The sequence below is a fragment of the Pseudoxanthobacter sp. M-2 genome (genome assembly GCF_046156265.1).
Classification (GTDB): domain Bacteria; phylum Pseudomonadota; class Alphaproteobacteria; order Rhizobiales; family Segnochrobactraceae; genus CAMDHY01.
In genome coordinates this window covers 355848-373095 of the sequence record NZ_JAWDIR010000043.1, presented here as the reverse complement: position 1 = coordinate 373095, position 17248 = coordinate 355848, and the positions used below count along the sequence as shown (strand labels likewise).

Below are 17248 nucleotides of genomic sequence, written 5' to 3'. Positions count from 1 at the left end.
AAATGTAGGATAGGGTGACCCGGGACGTGAAAAGCGTTGACAATCAAGATATTTCAGGTATTTCGGAAGTGCTCGCCGACCGCTATCGTGCCGGCGTCGGAGGCCGAATTCATTGGCTGACCTACCACCTTCACAAAGGTCGCGTAACGGAGTTTGGCGAAGCCCTCATCTGCGCTTTGGCTACCTGCGAAAATCGCTTGCCTGGCTTGGGCAAGCGTCTGGTCGATGAGCTGATCGATACGGCATATACCCCTTCGGCGCAGGACCCCGTGGCATGGAGAGCGGGCTTCCAGCAACTGCTGCAGAAGTTCGCCGAAATCGTGGTGCTTAGGGCGTTACTCGAAGCGTCTTGGCCAGCAGGCGCACAATTCCGGCATGAACCAGCCAATCCCACCTCCGGTCGCCGGCCAGAACTCGCCGTTGAACTCGAAGAGCGTGTCTATTTATTTGAGGTAAAATGCCCCTCCCTCGTTGACCATCAGACGGCACGGGGTGCGAATCCGCGACAGATCCCAGCCCGCTCCGCATTGGGAGATGCCCTTCGCGCCAACCCGGATTCAAGCGAGCCCGTCACCTGGCCTCGTGACAACGTCTTGAAGGATTTCCTCGAAAGTGCCGAAGACAAGTTCTCCGGCTTCTCCGCGAAGGATACCGTTGGTGTGCTCGTTGTTTTCTGGGACGCATATATGTATGAACCTATTTCGGCGCTAAACTACCCCCGATCAGGTTTGCTGACCAAGCACTCCTTTCATCAAGTAAATGGTGTGCGGGTCCCATTTGATGCTGTCGACGGGGTGATCATCATGAATCATCTCGCAGTGCTCCATGCCGGCGCGCAGGAGCAGGGTAACGCGCATAGGCCGGGCTATTTTCGGATCGATCATGTTGATGGAGGCCTGCCGAATGTCTGGTGTCAGAATATCGGCGGCGCGCAGCTCGATCCATTCCTGATGGAAGCGTTCGACGCCATTCCCGTTGAGGACGCGGGGCCAGTGGAGTACCGGCCTCACGAGTTCATTGTGTGGATCAACCTACCGGATTGATCGACGGTTCCCCCGCGCGCCAGAAGCTTTCACCAGCAGAGTGCTCAAGAGAATCGCGTACCGTAGTCTCGCCCCACCCCACGTCGCGAACGCCTGCAATTGGGCCGTTGACCGAACGTCGGCTTTCTCAGTTTCCTGGCCAGAACCGGACAGTCAGCAGACGGACGCGTGGTTCGCATCAACAGTTTGCCCGGAAGCAGACCTTCCAATCCCCTGAAAGGGGTCATGAGCTACTCTTCAGACGCGGCGCTGGCCGGCGTGTGAATTGCGACCGCACCAATTGGTCTCGGATATGCTACCGACGGAGCCGAGAGAAATTAGCCAGCTAGATCAACTGCCACGTTGGCGTCCCCATCGTCCCTCAAGCCATTGCGTCAGCGAAATGTACGCCGAGACGAGCCCGCAAAAACTGAATTAAATTAGCGAGTTACGTTCGCGTACCTTCGTCGCTGCGGTCCACAGCTCGGGAGAGAGCCGGCGGAAACGGAGACAAAAGGTCCCGCGACCGGTGCCGCGCGGTCCACAGCCCACCGTGGCAAAGTCTTGGTTTTCTTTGGCGTTTTCGCGTTTCCGAAAGTGCGAAGAGACGCTTCAGGAAAGCAGAATGGCGGAGGGAGAGGGATTCGAACCCTCGAGACGGTTTCCCGCCTACACACTTTCCAGGCGTGCGCCTTCAACCACTCGGCCACCCCTCCGTCGCCGCCCAACCGTACGAGACGGCCCGGCGAAGCGGCCGCACTATACGGTTCGGCCGGGTCGGTGCAAGCGGTTCCGCCCAAAGGCGCGAATTGGCGGACAGGCGATCGAGCGGGAGGCCCGATTGGGCCGCGCCCCGTGTGTCGCTGGTCCGTCCGCTCGATTGATCGGGAGCATGGCGGCCGCGGCCGGGGTGCGCGATCATCCATGCCGCCCATCGCCACAGGTTGGTGGTAGGGCAGGGCGATGATGCCGCAGGCTGGCGAAGGAGGGCGTTGGTCCGCGATGCAGCAGTCGCGCGTGGCCAGAGCGAATCGGCGAGAGACCCCGGTACGACTTCGGACGACTCCACCTTCTCAGCACCACTCCTTCCGAAGCCTGCGGCGCGGAACAGGCGCAGCCCGAAGCGACCTGCTCTTCCAGCATGCCAATTCCGATCAGGCGCAAGCGCCGGCCCCCAGCCAGAGGCGATGATGGCAGATACGACCGACACTCACGAACCAGATCGGCACCCGGTGGAGGCTTCCCAGGCGGACGTGATGGCCTTCCTGCTCGCCACGGCCGCAAGAGGAGGCGCGCCTGCCACGACGGTCGAGACCCACGGCGCCGTCGTCGTGCTCGCGGGTCCGGACGTCTACAAGATGAAGCGGGCGGTGCGCCTTCCGTTCATGAACCTCTCGACCCTGGAGTTGCGGCGCGTTGCCTGCGAACGGGAGGTCGAGATCAATTCGACCTTCGCGCCGTCGCTCTATCTCGGCACCGTTGCCGTCGTGCGCCGGCCCGACGGGACGCTTTCGCTCGGCGGCGAGGGTGTGCCGGTCGAGTGGCTGGTGCACATGCGTCGCTTCGACGAGACCCTCACCTTCGACCGCGTCGACGACCGCGGCGGGCTCGATCCCGACCTCCTCCGGGAGACTGCCGCCGTCATCGCCGCCGCCCATGCGCGCGCGCCGGTTCGCCGCGAGGCGGACTTCGTCGCCCACCTTCGCGACGTCGTCGAGGAGAACAGCACGACCCTCCTGGGGATCGGCGATCTAGCCGATCCCGAGCGCCTGGAGTGGCTGGCCGGCGAAACACGGCGCGCGCTCGAGGCAGTCGCACCGCTGCTTCGCGAGCGGGCGAGCGCCGGCTATGTGCGGCGCTGCCACGCCGACCTCCACCTCCGCAACATCGCTCTCGTCGGGGGGCGGCCGACGCTGTTCGATGCGCTGGAGTTCGACGAGGACCTCGCCACCATCGACGTTCTCTACGACCTCGCCTTCCTCGTCATGGACCTCCTGCAGCGGGGCCGGGCAGGGGAGGCGAACTGGGTCTTCAACCGCACACTCGCCGAGGCACGGGACGAGGCCGGGCTGCCGGGAGTGGCAGCGATGCCGCTGTTCGTCGCCGTGCGCGCCACCATCCGCGCCAAGATCGAGGCGGTGCGGCTGCAGCAGACCGGCGAGGTCGGCTTCCGGGCCACCGCTGAGCGTTATCTCGCACTCGCCGAAGCGGCGCTGCGGCCGGTGCCACCGCGACTGCTGGCGATCGGTGGGCTATCCGGGAGCGGCAAGAGCTCGGTCGCGGCCCGCCTCGCGGCCCGCCTCGGGCCTCTGCCGGGCGCAGTGCACCTGCGCAGTGACGTCGAGCGCAAGGGCCTGCTCGGGGCGGGAGAGTTCGAGCGCCTGCCCGAGACCGCCTACGACCTGTCGGTGACGGAAGCCGTCTACGGCGTGCTGCACCGCAAGGCGGAAACGGTGCTGCGAGCGGGGCTGGCCGTCGTGATCGACGCTGTGCACCAGCAGGAAAGCGAGCGGCAGGCGGTGGCGGCCGTGGCGGAATGTCTCGAAGCGCGCTTCGACGGGATCTGGCTCGATGCACCGGCCGCCACCCTCGCCGACCGCGTCGCCGGCCGCCGGGGTGACGCCTCGGATGCGGACCGGCGGGTGGTGGCCGAACAGGTGGCGCGCGACAGCGGCCCGATCCGGTGGCACCGCGTCGACGCGGGTCGCTCCCTCGAGGTCGTGGTGGCGGACTGTGAGCGAGTCCTTGGCGTTGAGATGGCCTGACCCGGGCGCGTCGGCACGAGTGGGCAGGGTGGTCCACCCTGCCGCTACAGCAGCCCGCGGCTGGCGAGATTGCGCATCAGCGACGCGGCACCGAAGGTCCAAGGCGTGCATTCGGTGGAGAGGTTGACGCGATTGACGAGGGCGCCGAGCGTCGGCGTGGAGATACGCACGACGTCTCCGCGGTGATGGGTGAAGCCGCTGCCGGCCTCGCCGCGGTCCTTCACCGGCGCGAACATCGTGCCGAGATAGAGACAGAAGCCGTCCGGGTATTGATGGTGACGGCCTGCCGCGGCCGCGACAAGGCTCTCGGGCGACCGGCTGATCTTGCGCATCGACGATCGGCCATCGAGGCGGAAGCCGTCCTCGCCCTCGACCACCAGTTCCAGGTCGGCCGCGCGAACGTCGTCGATCGAGAAGGTCGCGTCGAACAGGCGGAGGAAGGGGCCGATCGCCGCCGAGGCGTTGTTGTCCTTCGCCTTGCCGAGCAGCAGCGCCGAGCGCCCCTCGACATCACGCAGATTGACGTCGTTACCGAGGGTCGCGCCGACGATGCGCCCGGCGCTCGAGACGACGAGCACGATTTCCGGCTCCGGGTTGTTCCAGGAGGAGGACGCCAGCACGCCAACGTCGGCGCCGAGGCCGACGGCCGACAGCGGCTGGGCCTTGGTGAACACCTCCGCATCCGGGCCGATGCCGACCTCGAGGTACTGCGACCAGGCCTTGCGCTCGATCAGCGCCGCCTTCAGCCGCATCGCCTCCTCGGACCCGGGCGAGAGGCGCGACAGGTCGGTGCCGATCAGGGCCGTCAGTTCGGCCCGCACGACTGCAGCGCGGTCGGGGGCGCCGCGCGCCTGTTCCTCGATGACGCGCTCGAGCAGGCTCTCGACGAAGGTCACGCCACAGGCTTTCACGGCCTGGAGATCGACCGGCGCCAGTAGCCACGGCCGGCTCTCGTCGCGATGGCGTTCGTCACTGTTGGCGATGATGTCGCCGACCGTGCCGATCGGCTCACCCGGTGCGGCCTGCGCTGCAGCGGCCGGATCCGATGCTTCGCAGAGGTCGCGCACGGTCGGGTGCGTCTTGCTTGTGATGTCCACCACCGCGTCGCCGCGCACCACACAGACACTTGGCCCGAGGCCTGGCCTGAAGACGCGGGCGATGAGAGTGCCCACGACGCCATCGTTGGGAAGCACGTCTGGTGCGGAGAAGACGGGCATGGACATGGCTCGAGTCGCTCCCGGGTGTGGCGGCGGATGACCGTTGCCGCAGACGTTATCGCGGGGGAGAGGGAGGTTCGAGCCCCGATGGCGCGCTCCTGTCTGCCTCGCGGCGCCGCCGGCACCAGGCGATGGAACCTCTTGGGTTGCTTCCGTGGGCTTCCTGGGCAAATCCTCGGCTGCGGGACCGCGTCTCCCGCCGACGCACAGTTCCGTTGTCGCGACGCGCCTCCAGGAAACCACTCATGCAGCCCAACACGATCAGAATTGCCGTCATCCCCGGCGACGGCATTGGCAAGGAAGTGGTTCCGGAAGGGGTGCGCGCCCTGGAGGCGGCGGCGGAGCGGTTCGGCATCGGCCTCGAACTCGAGCCGTTCGACTTCGCCTCGTGCGACTACTATGCCGAGCACGGCCGGATGATGCCGGAGGACTGGAAAGCACGGATCGGTGGCCACGACGCGATCTTCTTCGGCGCCGTCGGCTGGCCGGACACCGTCCCCGACCACGTCTCGCTGTGGGGCTCGCTGATCCAGTTCCGGCGGGAGTTCGACCAGTACGTCAATCTTCGTCCGGTGCGACTGATGCCCGGTGTGCCGTCGCCGCTCGCCGGCCGCCGGCCCGGCGACATCGACTTCTACGTCGTGCGCGAAAATACCGAGGGCGAGTACTCGTCGATCGGCGGCCGGATGTTTCCGGGGACCGACCGGGAGATCGTGCTGCAGGAGACGGTGATGACGCGCACGGGCGTCGACCGCATCCTCCGCTTCGCCTTCGATCTCGCGCGGACGCGGGCGCGCAAGCACCTCACCTCCGCAACCAAGTCGAACGGCATCTCGATCACCATGCCCTACTGGGACGAGCGCGTCGTCGAGATGGCAAGTCACTATCCGGACGTCACCTGGGACAAGTACCACATCGACATCCTCACGGCGCAGTTCGTCCTCAACCCGGACCGGTTCGACGTCGTCGTCGCCTCCAACCTATTCGGCGACATCCTGTCGGATCTCGGGCCCGCCTGCACCGGTACGATCGGTATCGCGCCGTCTGGCAACATCAATCCGGAGCGTCGCTTTCCGTCGCTGTTCGAGCCGGTACACGGCTCGGCACCGGACATCGCGGGGCAGGGCATCGCCAACCCCATCGGCCAGATCTGGGCGGGGGCCATGATGCTCGATCACCTCGGGCACCTGGAGGCCGCCGCAGCCATGGTGCGGGCAATCGAGGCCTCGCTCGTCGACGCGCACACGCGGACACGCGATCTCGGCGGCACCGCCGATACAGTCGCCTGTGGCAAGGCGATCGCGGCGGCAATCACCGCCTGACCTGCGCCACAGGGCCGGACGCCCCGGACTCCGATCTGCGCCATACCCTGTGCGTATATCGGGCATCGAAAAAATGTATTACAGCCGCGTCGCCGCGATCGTCGATGCTCCCTCCGGTTCCTAGGGGACCTTGTCGGGCCGCCACCGTGCCGGTCCGTCGCAAGACGCAAAAATGCGCGTCCGAGGGAGGAAATCGTGGGAAATTTCAACGCAACGCTGTTGCGAGCGGGTGTGCTTGCCCTGACGGTGGCCACCGCCGGTACGGCGCTCGCCGAGGGCGTGGACGAACTGCCCGAGCAGGTCCGCAACGACCTCTACAATCCCGACATGCTCGACCCGATGCAGCCCGTCGGCGTCAGCCCCTACCGCGACTTCAAGGCGAAGCGCCCGCCGCCGTGGAAGATCGGCTTCGCCAGCTCCTATGCGGGCAACACTTGGCGAGCCGACGAGATGAAGCGATTGCAGGAGACGCTGATTCCCAAGTGGAAGCAGCTCGGCATGATCAGCGACGTCGTGATCACGCAGTCGAACCTCAATGATTCGACGCAGATCCAGCAGATGCGCCAGCTCGTCGACCAGGATGTCGATGCCATCATCATCTGCTGCTCGAACCCGACGGCGCTGAACCAGACGGTGCAGTACGCCTACGAGCGCGGCGTGCCGGTGTTCTCGGCGACCGGCTACCTGACCTCGCCCTATTCGGTGAATTCGTCGGCGAACTTCGTCCTCGGCGGCTATATGATGGGCGAGTGGATGGCGAAGGAAATCGAGGGCACGGGCAACGTCCTCGTTGTCGAGGGCATCCCCGGCGCCTCGGCGTCCGACAGCCAGAACGTCGGCATCCTGAAGGCCCTCGAGAAGTATCCCGACATCTCCGTCGGCGGCACGGTCGCCGGCATGTGGACCGACCAGATCGCCCAGTCCGAGGTGCAGCGCTGGCTCGCCACCAACCCGGGCGAGCTCAACGGCATCATCATCCAGTCGGCTTCCGAGCTCGGTGCGCTGCGCGCGCTGAAGCAGAGCGGACGCGAGATGGTGCCGATCACGATCGGCGGCGAGCTCGGGGCGCTCTGCTACTGGCGCAAGAATCCCGAGTACATCTCGTCGACCATCCAGGCCTGGCCTCCGGGTGACGACTTCGAGATGTCCTGGAACATCATGATGCGCACGCTGCAGGGCCAGGGCCCGAAGGTGCAGTCGATCCTCACCTATCCGCAGACGCTCGACTTCGAGCAGCTGAAGACGGTGATGGGCGAGGACTGCAACGAGGACTCCGACGGCTGGTACAACGTCGGCATCGAGAAGTGGGCGAGCAAGGACTATCTCGACCAGTTCTTCCTGCGCCCGGCCGATCCCGAGGCCTACGACCCGAAGTCCCACTGAGGCAGACGCGCGGCGGACCGCCTGGCTCGCGAGCCGGGCGGTCTCGCCGATGTCGCACGCTTCACGACGCGCTCCGCCGGCCACCGGGAAGCCGCCCTCCATGTCCGTTGTCTCCGTCGAGCTCTCTGCCGTCCGCAAGACGTTCGGGCCGACCGTCGCGCTGAGCGGCGCGAGCCTGCGCGCCTTCGCCGGCGAGGTTCACGCCATCATCGGCGGCAACGGCTCGGGCAAGTCGACGCTGGCGAAGGTCATCTCCGGCGTGCTGATTCCCGACAGCGGCCAGGTCTCGATCCTCGGAAAGTCGGCGACGTCCCCCGTCGAGGCACGCGAGCTCGGTGTGGCCAACGTCTTCCAGGAGGTGCTGGTCGCCGACGAGTGCTCGGTGCTCGACAACCTCTATCTCGGCTCCGACGGCCTGTTCGGCGCATCGATGAACCAGGAGGAGAAGCGGCGAAAGGCGAACGCCCTCCTCGTCGACCTCCTCGGCGAGCCGCTCGACCTCGACACGCCGGTCGGCGAACTGCCGCTGTCGCTGAAGCAGTGGATCACCATCGGCCGCGCGCTGCTGACCGACCCGAAGGTGCTGATCCTCGACGAATCCTCGGCCGCGCTCGACTTCGATTCGACCGAGCGACTGTTCCGCAAGATGCGGCAGCTGAAGACGCGCGGCGTCTCGATCCTGATCGTCACCCACCGCATCGCAGAGCTCGTCCGCATCGCCGACCGCGCCACCGTGCTCCGCGACGGGCGCGACGTCGGCGCGCTGCAGAAGGAGGAGATCACCGAGGCCCGCATTCTCGAGCTCATCGCCGGGCCGGAGCGGGAAAAGGTGATGCACGGGGGCGCGATCCCGCAGCGCCAGTCCGCCGCGGCGCTGCTGCGCGTCGAGGAAGCGAAGGTGTGGCCGGATGCGCCGCCGATCGACCTCACGCTCCACCCGGGTGAGGTCGTCGGCATCATCGGCCTCGACGGCCAGGGGCAGTCGGACTTCGCCCGCGCTGTCGCCGGCGTCCAGCCGCTCGTGGCCGGACGCATCGCCCTTGTCCGCGACCACGTGGCGATCCCGATCACCGATCTTCAGAGCGCACGGGACAACGCGATCAGCTACGTCAGCGGCGATCGCAAGAAGGAAGGCATCTTCGCCAACCTGTCGATCTACGAGAACCTGCTGCTGCCGGTCTATCGCGCCTACCGTGCCGGCGGCGTCCTCAACCTCGTCAACCGCACGAAGCTCGATCCCATCTTCCGCTGGGAGACCGACAAGCTCTCGGTGCGGATGGGGGCACCGGAGAACCTCATCACCTCGCTCTCGGGCGGCAACCAGCAGAAGGTGCTGATCGCCCGCGCCTTCGCCGAGAAGCCGGCGGTGCTCGTCCTCAACGACCCGGCGCGCGGCATCGACGTCGGCGCCAAGCTCGATCTCTACCGCAACCTCCGGGACTTCGCCGCACGAGGCAACGCGGTCTTGTTCCTGTCGAGCGAGATCGAGGAGTTCCTCAATCTCTGCACGCGCGTGCACGTTTTCCGCAACGGTGCGATCTCGGCCGAGTTCGAGCCTCCGTTCGACGGCCACGCCATCCTGAACGCGATGTTCGGGCGCAAGACGACCGCGCCGCTACCCGGCGAGGCGCTCGCAGAGGAAGAGCGGCATTCGCATCACGCTGCCCCGACCGGAGAGGGCGGGAGCGCCGCGACGATCGCCACCACGTGGCGCGCGCCGGCCTTCGACGGTGGGCGTCCGGTGCCGCGGCCGGTACCGGTGGGCAGGCCCGCGCGGCCATCCGCCCGCGAGCACACGAACCGCGATGAGGCGAGCACCGCGACGCCCTTCGTGCTCGCGAGCCCCGCCATCACGCCGGGCGGCCGGGTACCGACGCGCTTCGTCGAGGACAGCCGGATCTCGCCGCCGCTCGCCTGGAGCGGCGTTCCGCAGGGCACGCGCAGCTTCGCCCTTGCGATCACCGACCCGGACCTGCCGGAGGCCTTCAACTTCCCGCGGGCGTTCGCCCACTGGCTGGTGCACGACATCCCGGCCGACGTGCGCGGGCTCGCGGAAGGTGCGAGCGGGACGGCGCTGATGCCGACGGGTGCGCGTGAACTTCCGTCCGACTTCGTCACCTTCAAGATCCCCGGCTTCGGGCGTGGCTACGGCGGCCCGTGGCCGCCGGACCGGGCGCACCGCTACGTCTTCACGCTCTACGCCCTCAAGGTCGCGGTGCTCGACATCGCCCCGGACGCCGGTCTGCCGGCGTTTTCGGCGGCCGTGCTGCCGGCGACCATCGATACCGCGTCCTTCGTCGCGGTGTACGGCCCCGCCGGCAAGCCTCTGCCGCGCCAGGTGGACGATCCTTCGCAATCTCTTCTGGTCGAGGAGGGCTGAATGAGTAGATTAGGCAGTCGAAAGAGCTTCGATCTCGAGTGGATCGAGAAATGGGCGCGACGCGTCAACGAAGACCGCATCCTGCCGGTCATCGGCCGCTTCTTCAACGGTCGTTTTGTTCTCGGCGTCGACGACACGGAATACCTGATCGAGGTACGGAGCGGCAAGATATCGCGGATTTCAGAGGGTCTGCAGCCGAATGACTTCGGCTTCGACTTCGGTCTCAAGGCGCCGGCGAGCGCCTGGGCGAAGTTCTGCCAGCCGATCCCACCGCCGATGTTCAACGACATCTGGGCGATGGCGCATCCGCTGCACAAGCAGCTGACCATCGAAGGAAACACGCTGCCGTTCTGGCAGAACCTGCGTGCGCTCACCCGCATGCTCTCGCTGATGAGAGAAGTCTGAGGGGACTGGGAACACCATGAACACCCATGATCCGATCGTCGGGCGTTACGTCTACGTCCAGTGCGAGGGCAAGACCTACCGCACCTACTATGAGGAGCACGGCGAGGGCATTCCGCTCGTCTGCCTGCACACGGCCGGCACCGACGGTCGGCAGTATCGCCACCAACTCTGCGACCCCGACATCACGCAGAATTTTCGCGTCATCGCTTTCGACATGCCCTGGCACGGCAAGTCGATCCCGCCCTCCGATTTCTATCTCATGGAGGACGAGTACAAGCTGACGACGAAGTTCTACGTCGAATTCATCGTCGCCTTCTGCCGCGCCCTCGAACTCAGGAAGCCGGTGGTGATGGGCCAGTCGATGGGCGGCAACGTCTGCCTGGCGCTGGCGCTGCGCTACGAGAACGAGTTCTCGGCCCTGATCGCCCTCGAGGCCTGTGATCACTCGCCGGGCTGGTGGATCGATCCGCTGCACCATCCCCACATCCACGGCGGAGAAGTCGTCGCGACGGCCGTCTTCGGCCTGATGAGCCCCGAGAGTCCCGACGAGTACCGCTGGGAGACGTGGTGGTACTACGCGCAGGGCGGCCCCGGCATCTTCAAGGGTGACCTCTACTTCTACAGCGTCGATTCCGACTTCCGCGACCAGCTGCACAAGATTTCCGGCAAGCTGCCGATCTACTTCCTCACCGGGGAGTACGATTTTGCCTGTACGCCGGAGATGACGGAGCGGACCGCGGAACGGGTGAAGAACTCCGAGTGCATCATCTTCTCGGGCGGCCACTTCCCGACGTCGGAAGACCCGGTGAAGTTCAAGGACGTGGTGACGCCGGTCCTGAAGAAGATCGTCACCAACGACCCGGAGCGGCGAGGGCAGGGAGGCCAGACCGCCTTCCGCCAGGCCAATCCCGAGGGGCGCTCGTCGGGCCGCGGTGACCGTCCGTCGGGCCGCCGCGTAATCGACCTCTGACGAGCGCGAGAGGGCGGAACGGGGCGATGTCCGAGCGTCGGAGTTCGAACACCACCTATCTGCTGGTGCCGATCCTGTTGATCGCGGTGCTGCTCGGCACCGCGGCCATCCGGGCTCCGAATCTCGTGTCGCTACCGGGTATCGGCAGCGCGATCATCGTCGCCGCGCCGCTGACGCTCGCCACCTATGCCCTGATGGCGCTCGCGGTCGCTGGCCGCGGCACCGTCGACCTCGCGGTCGGGCCGCTGCTCGCCTTCATCAACGTCTCGATCGTCAAACTCAACATGCTGGGCGTGGTGACGGGTCCCTTCGGGATCTTCCTCGTCGCACTCGGCATCGGGATGCTCTACCAACTCGCCTTCGCGCTCATCATCATCTTCGTGCGCGTGCAGCCGATCATCGTGGCGCTGTCGGGCTTCCTGGCCCTCACCGGCATCAATCTCGTCATCCTGAGGCGGCCGGGCGGCACGGCGCCGGAGTGGATGAGCTCGTGGGGCCTCGGCAACACGATCTTCTCGCCCGTGCTGCTGATCCTGGTGCTCGCCACCGCCGGCTGGCTGCTCTTCACCCGGTCGTCCTTCTACGCCAACCTCCGGCTGATGGGCTACGACGAGCGCGCCGCCTACACGAGCGGCGTGCGCATCTCGGTGGTGCGCATCGGCGCCCACCTGATCGCCGGGGTTTACGTCGGCCTCGCCGCGATCTGCTACACGGCGCTGATCTCGTCCGGGGACCCGACGCAGGGCACCACGATGACGCTGACCGCCGTGACGGCGCTCGTCCTCGGCGGCGTCGCCCTCTCCGGCGGCCGCGGCGGCGTCACCGGGGCGCTCCTCGGGGCGGTCAACCTGTTCCTGATCGGCTACGTGCTGGCGACCTTCAACTTCGGGGCGCAGCAGGCCTTCGTCACGCAGCTCTTCTACGGGCTGATCCTCGTCTGCTCGCTGCTGCTGACGCTGCTCGTGCCGATCATCGGCCGCTACATCTGGTTCATCTCGCCCTATGCGGCGTTCGTCGTGCTCGGCTGCGTCGTCGCCGGCATCATGCTGCACGTCGGAACGGCGGAGACCTATCTCACGGCCCCCGTCGGCGACGGGGCGGGGGTGGCGGCCGCCGGCGACCTCGCCACCCGCTTCCTGCTGCTGCCGCCGTCCGGCGACCCGACCTGGACGGGTCTCGCCGCACCGACGCCGCTGCAACAGGCCGTTCTCGCCCTCGTCGTGGTGCTGGGCACGCTGACCGTCGTCACCCGCATGGTGGTCGCCGAGGCGCTCTCCTACCGCGTCGGCCTGTTCCTCTACGTCTTCGTCGGATCGCTGATCCTCCTTCTCCTCCTGCTCGCGGGTCAGGGACATGCGGTCCGGGTCTGATCCGAGGGCGGGACGAGCACGGCAGGCGACGGCCCGCACGGTCCAGGGAGCACGCTGATGACCTTCCCGCGCTCGCTCGTCCTGCTCTGGCTGAACCTAGTGCTGACGCTCGTCGTGGCGGGCATCGGCTTCGGGCTCGGCTTCGCCCAGGGCCTGCCGGCCCAGCAGGTGATCCTCTACACGCTCGTCTCGGTGGCGGTGCTGTTCTGGGTCACCAACACGGTGGCCGTCGCCTTCGAACGGCGCCAGCGCGAGGAGGTAGCGCCCGTCGAGCCGTCCGCCGGCGCCGGCTCCGTCTGGTCGCGCAACCGGGTGCTGATCCTGGCGATGGCGGTCCTGCTCGTCGCCTATCTCATCGTCACCGCCACGGTGCCGTCATTTCGGACGCTGTCGAACCTCATCGCCTTCCTCGTCCTCGAACTCATCCTCGTGCTCGCCTTCAAGGTGAGCAAGGTCTTCGAGCACGGCCGCAGCGCCTTCATCGGCCTCATCGTGCTGCTCGCCCTCGTCGTCATCTCGTCGTTCACGATCAAGGGCTTCCTGTCGGAGGCGAACATCAAGGCGATCCTGCTGTTCGCCGCCTTCCTCGGTATCGCCTGCGTCGGCCAGACGATGGTGGCGCTGCTCGGCGGGCTCGACCTCTCGATCCCCTTCGTCATCGGCGCGGCCAACATCGGCCTCCTCTACCTCATCGGCTTGGGGGTCCCGTCGCCGGTCGCGGCCGGCATGGTGCTGGTGATCGGCGCCGCATTCGGCTTTCTCAACGGGCTCCTGTCCTACAAGCTGCAAGGACAGGCATTGATCATGACGCTCGGGACGGGCTTCGCCATCGCCGGGCTCGTCCAGATCATCACCTCGATCGGCTCGCAGTTCTCCGGCAACGTCTTCGGCACCGTTCCGGAGTGGCTCTCCAATCTCGCCGCCATGAACGGCCGCACGTTCGGCCTCGGGGTGCCGCCGACGATCATCCTGTGGATCGCCATCGCGATCATCGTGATCGTCGGCCTGCGCTACTCGACCTACGGCCGCAACATCTACGCGCTCGGGGGCAACCGGCGGTCGGCGAAGCTGATCGGCATCTCCGAGCTGAAATACTGGACGCTCGCCTACACGCTGTCGGGCTTCTTCGCGGCCCTCACCGGCTCGCTCCTCCTCGGCTGGAGTGGCGGCGGCTTCATCGGCGCCGGCGACCAGTACCTCTTCACCACGCTCGCCGCGGTCGTCATCGGCGGTACCTCGCTGATGGGCGGCTACGGCGGCTACGGCTTCACCGTCATAGGCGTGCTGGTGCTGCAGATCCTGAGCTCGTTCCTCATCGGCATCGGCCTCAAATACGAATGGCAGCAGTTCATCTTCGGACTGCTGATCCTGCCCATGGTCGCCCTCTACGGCCGCTCGCCGCACATCCGCGCGCAGGTTTGATGCGCATGCGGACGACCCGTCGAGCGACACGCGACACCACCGTCTAAGGGAACAGAAGTCCATGTTCGGAACCCTCTACGGCTCGGGCGACGTCGTCAGCACCTCCTATGCGGTGGCGACGATCGCCACGCTCGCACTCGCTGCGCTGGCGCTCGTCGGCCTGACCTGGACGTCGAGCCGGTGGCGGGTGCCGCTGGCGCTCTCCGCCATCGCGCTGCTGGCCGCCGGCTTTGCCTATCTCGACGCCGGCAAGGTGTGGCTGGCGCAGCAGCAGATGACGGCGGCGATGCGCTATGCCGGCTGGTTCACCGTCGTGCCGCTGCAGGTTGCCGCCGCCTATTTTTTCGCCCGCTGCCTCGGGCCCGTGAGCGTCGGTGTGTTCTGGCGCATCACGGTCGCGGCGATCCTGATGGTGCTCACCCGCTATCTCGGCGATGCGGGCTTCTTCAACCCGACGCTCGGCGTCCTGCTGTCGATGGCCTTCTGGCTCTACATCCTCGGCGAGATGTACTTCGGCTCAATGGCGGACTGGGTTCGCAAGGGAACGCGCCCGGTCCGCCTTGGCTGGTTCTGGATGCGCCTGATCATGACGATCGGCTGGGCCATCTACCCGGTGTTGCACTTCGTCGATGTCGTCATCGGCGTCGGACAGGCCCCCGCGGTCCTCGTCCTCTACAATGTCTCCGATCTCTTCAACCTCATCACCGTATCGATGATCGTTCTCGCCGTGGCGGGGCAGGAATCATACTGAAAAGCCGCGCGTGAGCGACAAACGGCCTGAAGCAAGAGGGTCACGACCATGATTGTCACCGATGCGATTGCTGTCCTGATCCTGCTGACGATCCTGGTCGCGATCGTCGTCTACCTGCTGCACTGGCTCTACCGGCATTCGTCGAAGGACCAGTCGTTCGTGCGCACCGGCCTCGGCGGCGAGCGGGTGGTGATGGGCGGCGGCGCCCTCGTCATCCCGATCGTCCACACGACGACGGCCGTCAACATGAACGCCATCCCGGTCGAGATCCGCCGTTCGGGCGAGCAGTCGCTGATCACGGCGAACAAGATGCGCATCGATCTCGTCGCCGAGTTCTTCGTGCGGGTGATCCCGACGCGCGACGGCGTCTCGATGGCGGCGCGCACCCTCGGCGACCGGACCCGTGATCCGATGTCCCTCAAGGAGGTCGTGCAGGGCCGCTTCGTCGACGCGATGTCCTCGGTCGCGGCGACGATGACGATGGAAGAGATCCACCAGAACCGCGCGCGCTACATGCAGGCGGTGGCCGACGTCGCCGCCCGCACCCTCGGCTCGAATGGCCTCGAGCTCGAGAACGCCTCGCTGACGAGCCTCAACCAGACCGACATCTCCGTCTTCAACCCGTCGAACGCGTTCGATGCTGAGGGCCTGACGCAGCTCACCGAGCAGATCGAGGAGCGGCGGAAGATCCGAAACCGCATCGAGAACGAGGCGCGCATCGACATCAAGCTTAAGGACTACGAGGCCGAGCAGCGCGCTCTCGAGATCGACCGCGACCTCGAGTACGCCCGCATCGAGCAGACGCGCAGCATCGAGATCCGCCGGGCGGCGCAACTCGCGGAGATCGAGGCCGAGCGCTCGTCCTCGACGATCAGCATCACCAACGCGAAGGTGCGGGCCGAGCAGGAAGCAGAGCGCACCCGCATCGCCAGGGACAAGCTCGTCGAGGCGGAGCGCATCAACTCCGAGAACGAGATCAAGACGCTGGAAATCGAGCGTCAGAAGGATACGGAGCTCGCCGAGATCGGCGCCCGTACCCGCCTCGAGACCGAGCGGCTGCAGACCCGCCAGAAGGTCGAGGCGGAGCGGATCGAGGCGGACCGCCTCGTCCGCGAGGCGGAAATCCGGTCGCGCCAGGATGTGGCGATCAGCGAGACCGAGGCGAACGCCGAGATCGAGGAGGCGAAGCTCGAGAAGGAGCGGGCGGTCGCCCAGAGCCGCATCGAGACGACGAATGCGATCGAGCTCCTGTCTGTCGAGAAGGCGAAGGAACTCAGAATCTCCAACGAGCTCGCCGCGGCCGAGGAAGAGAAGGCGATGATCGCCAAGCGCTTCGCCATCGACACCGAGCGCCTCAGCCGCGACGAGGAGTACACGTCTCGCGAGATCGCCAAGAACCAGAAGATCAAGCTCGCCGAGACCTCCGCCTTCCGCAAGGTCGAGGACGCCGCGATCGTCGCCAACCGCGAGGTCGACGAGCTGCGCATCGCCGCCCGCAAGTATGTCGACCGCTTCGAGATCGAGCAGGAGCTCGAGGTCGAGATCGTCGACAAGGAGCGGCTGATCGCCGTCATCAACAAGTCGATCGAGGAGGCCTACGCCAAGACCAAGGCCGCCGAGGCGCTGAAGTCGCTCGCCGCGATGGAGGAGCAGGTCGTCTCGGTGCGCGCCGAGGAAGTGGCGACCCGCGCCAAGACGGTCGACCTCATCGACGCCGCGGCCAAGGCGGAGCGCGAGGCCGTGCGCCTCATCACGATCGCCGCCGCCGACAAGGAGGCGGCCGAACACCGCGCGGCCGGAGAGATCGCCACCGCCAATGCCCTCGAGGTGCGCGCGGTCAAGGAGGCGGAGGGCCAGCGCGCCCTCAACGAGTCCGAAAACATGCGCTCCGAGGCGAGCCGCAAGAGCGCCGTCTACGAGAGCCTCGTCAACAACCTGCCGAGCATCATCCGCGAGACGGTCAGGCCGATGGAGAAGATCGAGTCGATCAAGATCCTGCAGGTCGACGGGCTGCCGGGGCTCAACAGCCCGTCGGAGACGGCGGGCGCCGGCGGCGGTGGCGGTGGCGGCGGCGGCAACATGACCGACCGCGTGGTCAACTCGGCCATGAAATACCGCACCCAGGTCGCCTTCGTGGACGGGCTGATGAAGGACCTCGGGCTGCCGATCGAGACCCTCGGCAGCGCCGGCGGAATGCAGTTCCGGAACTTCTCCGGCAAGGAAGACGGCGACAACTGAGCC

The 17248-nt window shown here is 66.5% G+C and carries 12 protein-coding genes and 1 tRNA gene; 11 read left to right on the top strand and 2 right to left on the bottom strand.

What is annotated here, in order from left to right:
* The first annotated feature begins 26 nt into the window (after positions 1-26).
* Complete coding sequence (locus tag RUR49_RS19400; protein WP_409148049.1) at positions 27-1043, top strand: hypothetical protein; 1017 nt, start codon at positions 27-29, stop codon at positions 1041-1043.
* 605 nt (positions 1044-1648) lie between these two features.
* On the opposite strand, the gene RUR49_RS19395 is transcribed toward RUR49_RS19400, so the two are convergent.
* Positions 1649-1738: transfer RNA gene (locus RUR49_RS19395), tRNA-Ser, on the bottom strand.
* Positions 1739-2212: 474 nt separating this feature from the next.
* Between RUR49_RS19395 and RUR49_RS19390 the strand changes: the two genes are divergently transcribed.
* The gene (locus tag RUR49_RS19390; protein ID WP_409148048.1) at positions 2213-3787 is read left to right on the top strand and encodes an AAA family ATPase; all 1575 of its coding nucleotides are present in this window, start codon (positions 2213-2215) and stop codon (positions 3785-3787) included.
* A 44-nt stretch (positions 3788-3831) separates the two neighbouring features.
* On the opposite strand, the gene RUR49_RS19385 is transcribed toward RUR49_RS19390, so the two are convergent.
* Entirely contained in the window at positions 3832-5004 is a 1173-nt protein-coding gene (locus RUR49_RS19385; RefSeq protein WP_409148134.1) for a fumarylacetoacetate hydrolase family protein, read from the bottom strand.
* A 245-nt stretch (positions 5005-5249) separates the two neighbouring features.
* On the opposite strand from RUR49_RS19385, the gene RUR49_RS19380 reads away from it, so the two are divergent.
* From RUR49_RS19380 to RUR49_RS19340, 9 genes are all read left to right on the top strand, one after another.
* Entirely contained in the window at positions 5250-6326 is a 1077-nt protein-coding gene (locus tag RUR49_RS19380; protein ID WP_409148047.1) for a tartrate dehydrogenase, read from the top strand.
* 216 nt (positions 6327-6542) lie between these two features.
* A complete protein-coding gene (locus RUR49_RS19375; RefSeq protein WP_409148133.1) occupies positions 6543-7709 on the top strand; it encodes an ABC transporter substrate-binding protein in 1167 nt (388 codons plus the stop codon).
* 100 nt (positions 7710-7809) lie between these two features.
* Positions 7810-10089, top strand: coding sequence for a YbhB/YbcL family Raf kinase inhibitor-like protein (locus tag RUR49_RS19370; protein WP_409148046.1), 2280 nt, complete (start codon positions 7810-7812; stop codon positions 10087-10089).
* Entirely contained in the window at positions 10090-10494 is a 405-nt protein-coding gene (locus RUR49_RS19365) for a hypothetical protein (RefSeq protein ID WP_409148045.1), read from the top strand.
* A 16-nt stretch (positions 10495-10510) separates the two neighbouring features.
* Positions 10511-11464, top strand: coding sequence for an alpha/beta fold hydrolase (locus RUR49_RS19360; protein ID WP_409148044.1), 954 nt, complete (start codon positions 10511-10513; stop codon positions 11462-11464).
* Positions 11465-11490: 26 nt separating this feature from the next.
* The gene (locus RUR49_RS19355) at positions 11491-12834 is read left to right on the top strand and encodes an ABC transporter permease (RefSeq protein ID WP_409148043.1); all 1344 of its coding nucleotides are present in this window, start codon (positions 11491-11493) and stop codon (positions 12832-12834) included.
* A 57-nt stretch (positions 12835-12891) separates the two neighbouring features.
* Positions 12892-14256, top strand: coding sequence for an ABC transporter permease (locus tag RUR49_RS19350; RefSeq protein ID WP_409148042.1), 1365 nt, complete (start codon positions 12892-12894; stop codon positions 14254-14256).
* Between the two features lie 61 nt (positions 14257-14317).
* Complete coding sequence (locus RUR49_RS19345) at positions 14318-15007, top strand: bacteriorhodopsin (RefSeq protein WP_409148041.1); 690 nt, start codon at positions 14318-14320, stop codon at positions 15005-15007.
* A gap of 48 nt (positions 15008-15055) precedes the next feature.
* Positions 15056-17245 (top strand): flotillin domain-containing protein, encoded by a 2190-nt coding sequence (locus tag RUR49_RS19340; RefSeq protein ID WP_409148040.1) that lies wholly within the window; start codon positions 15056-15058, stop codon positions 17243-17245.
* The last annotated feature ends 3 nt before the right edge of the window (positions 17246-17248 follow it).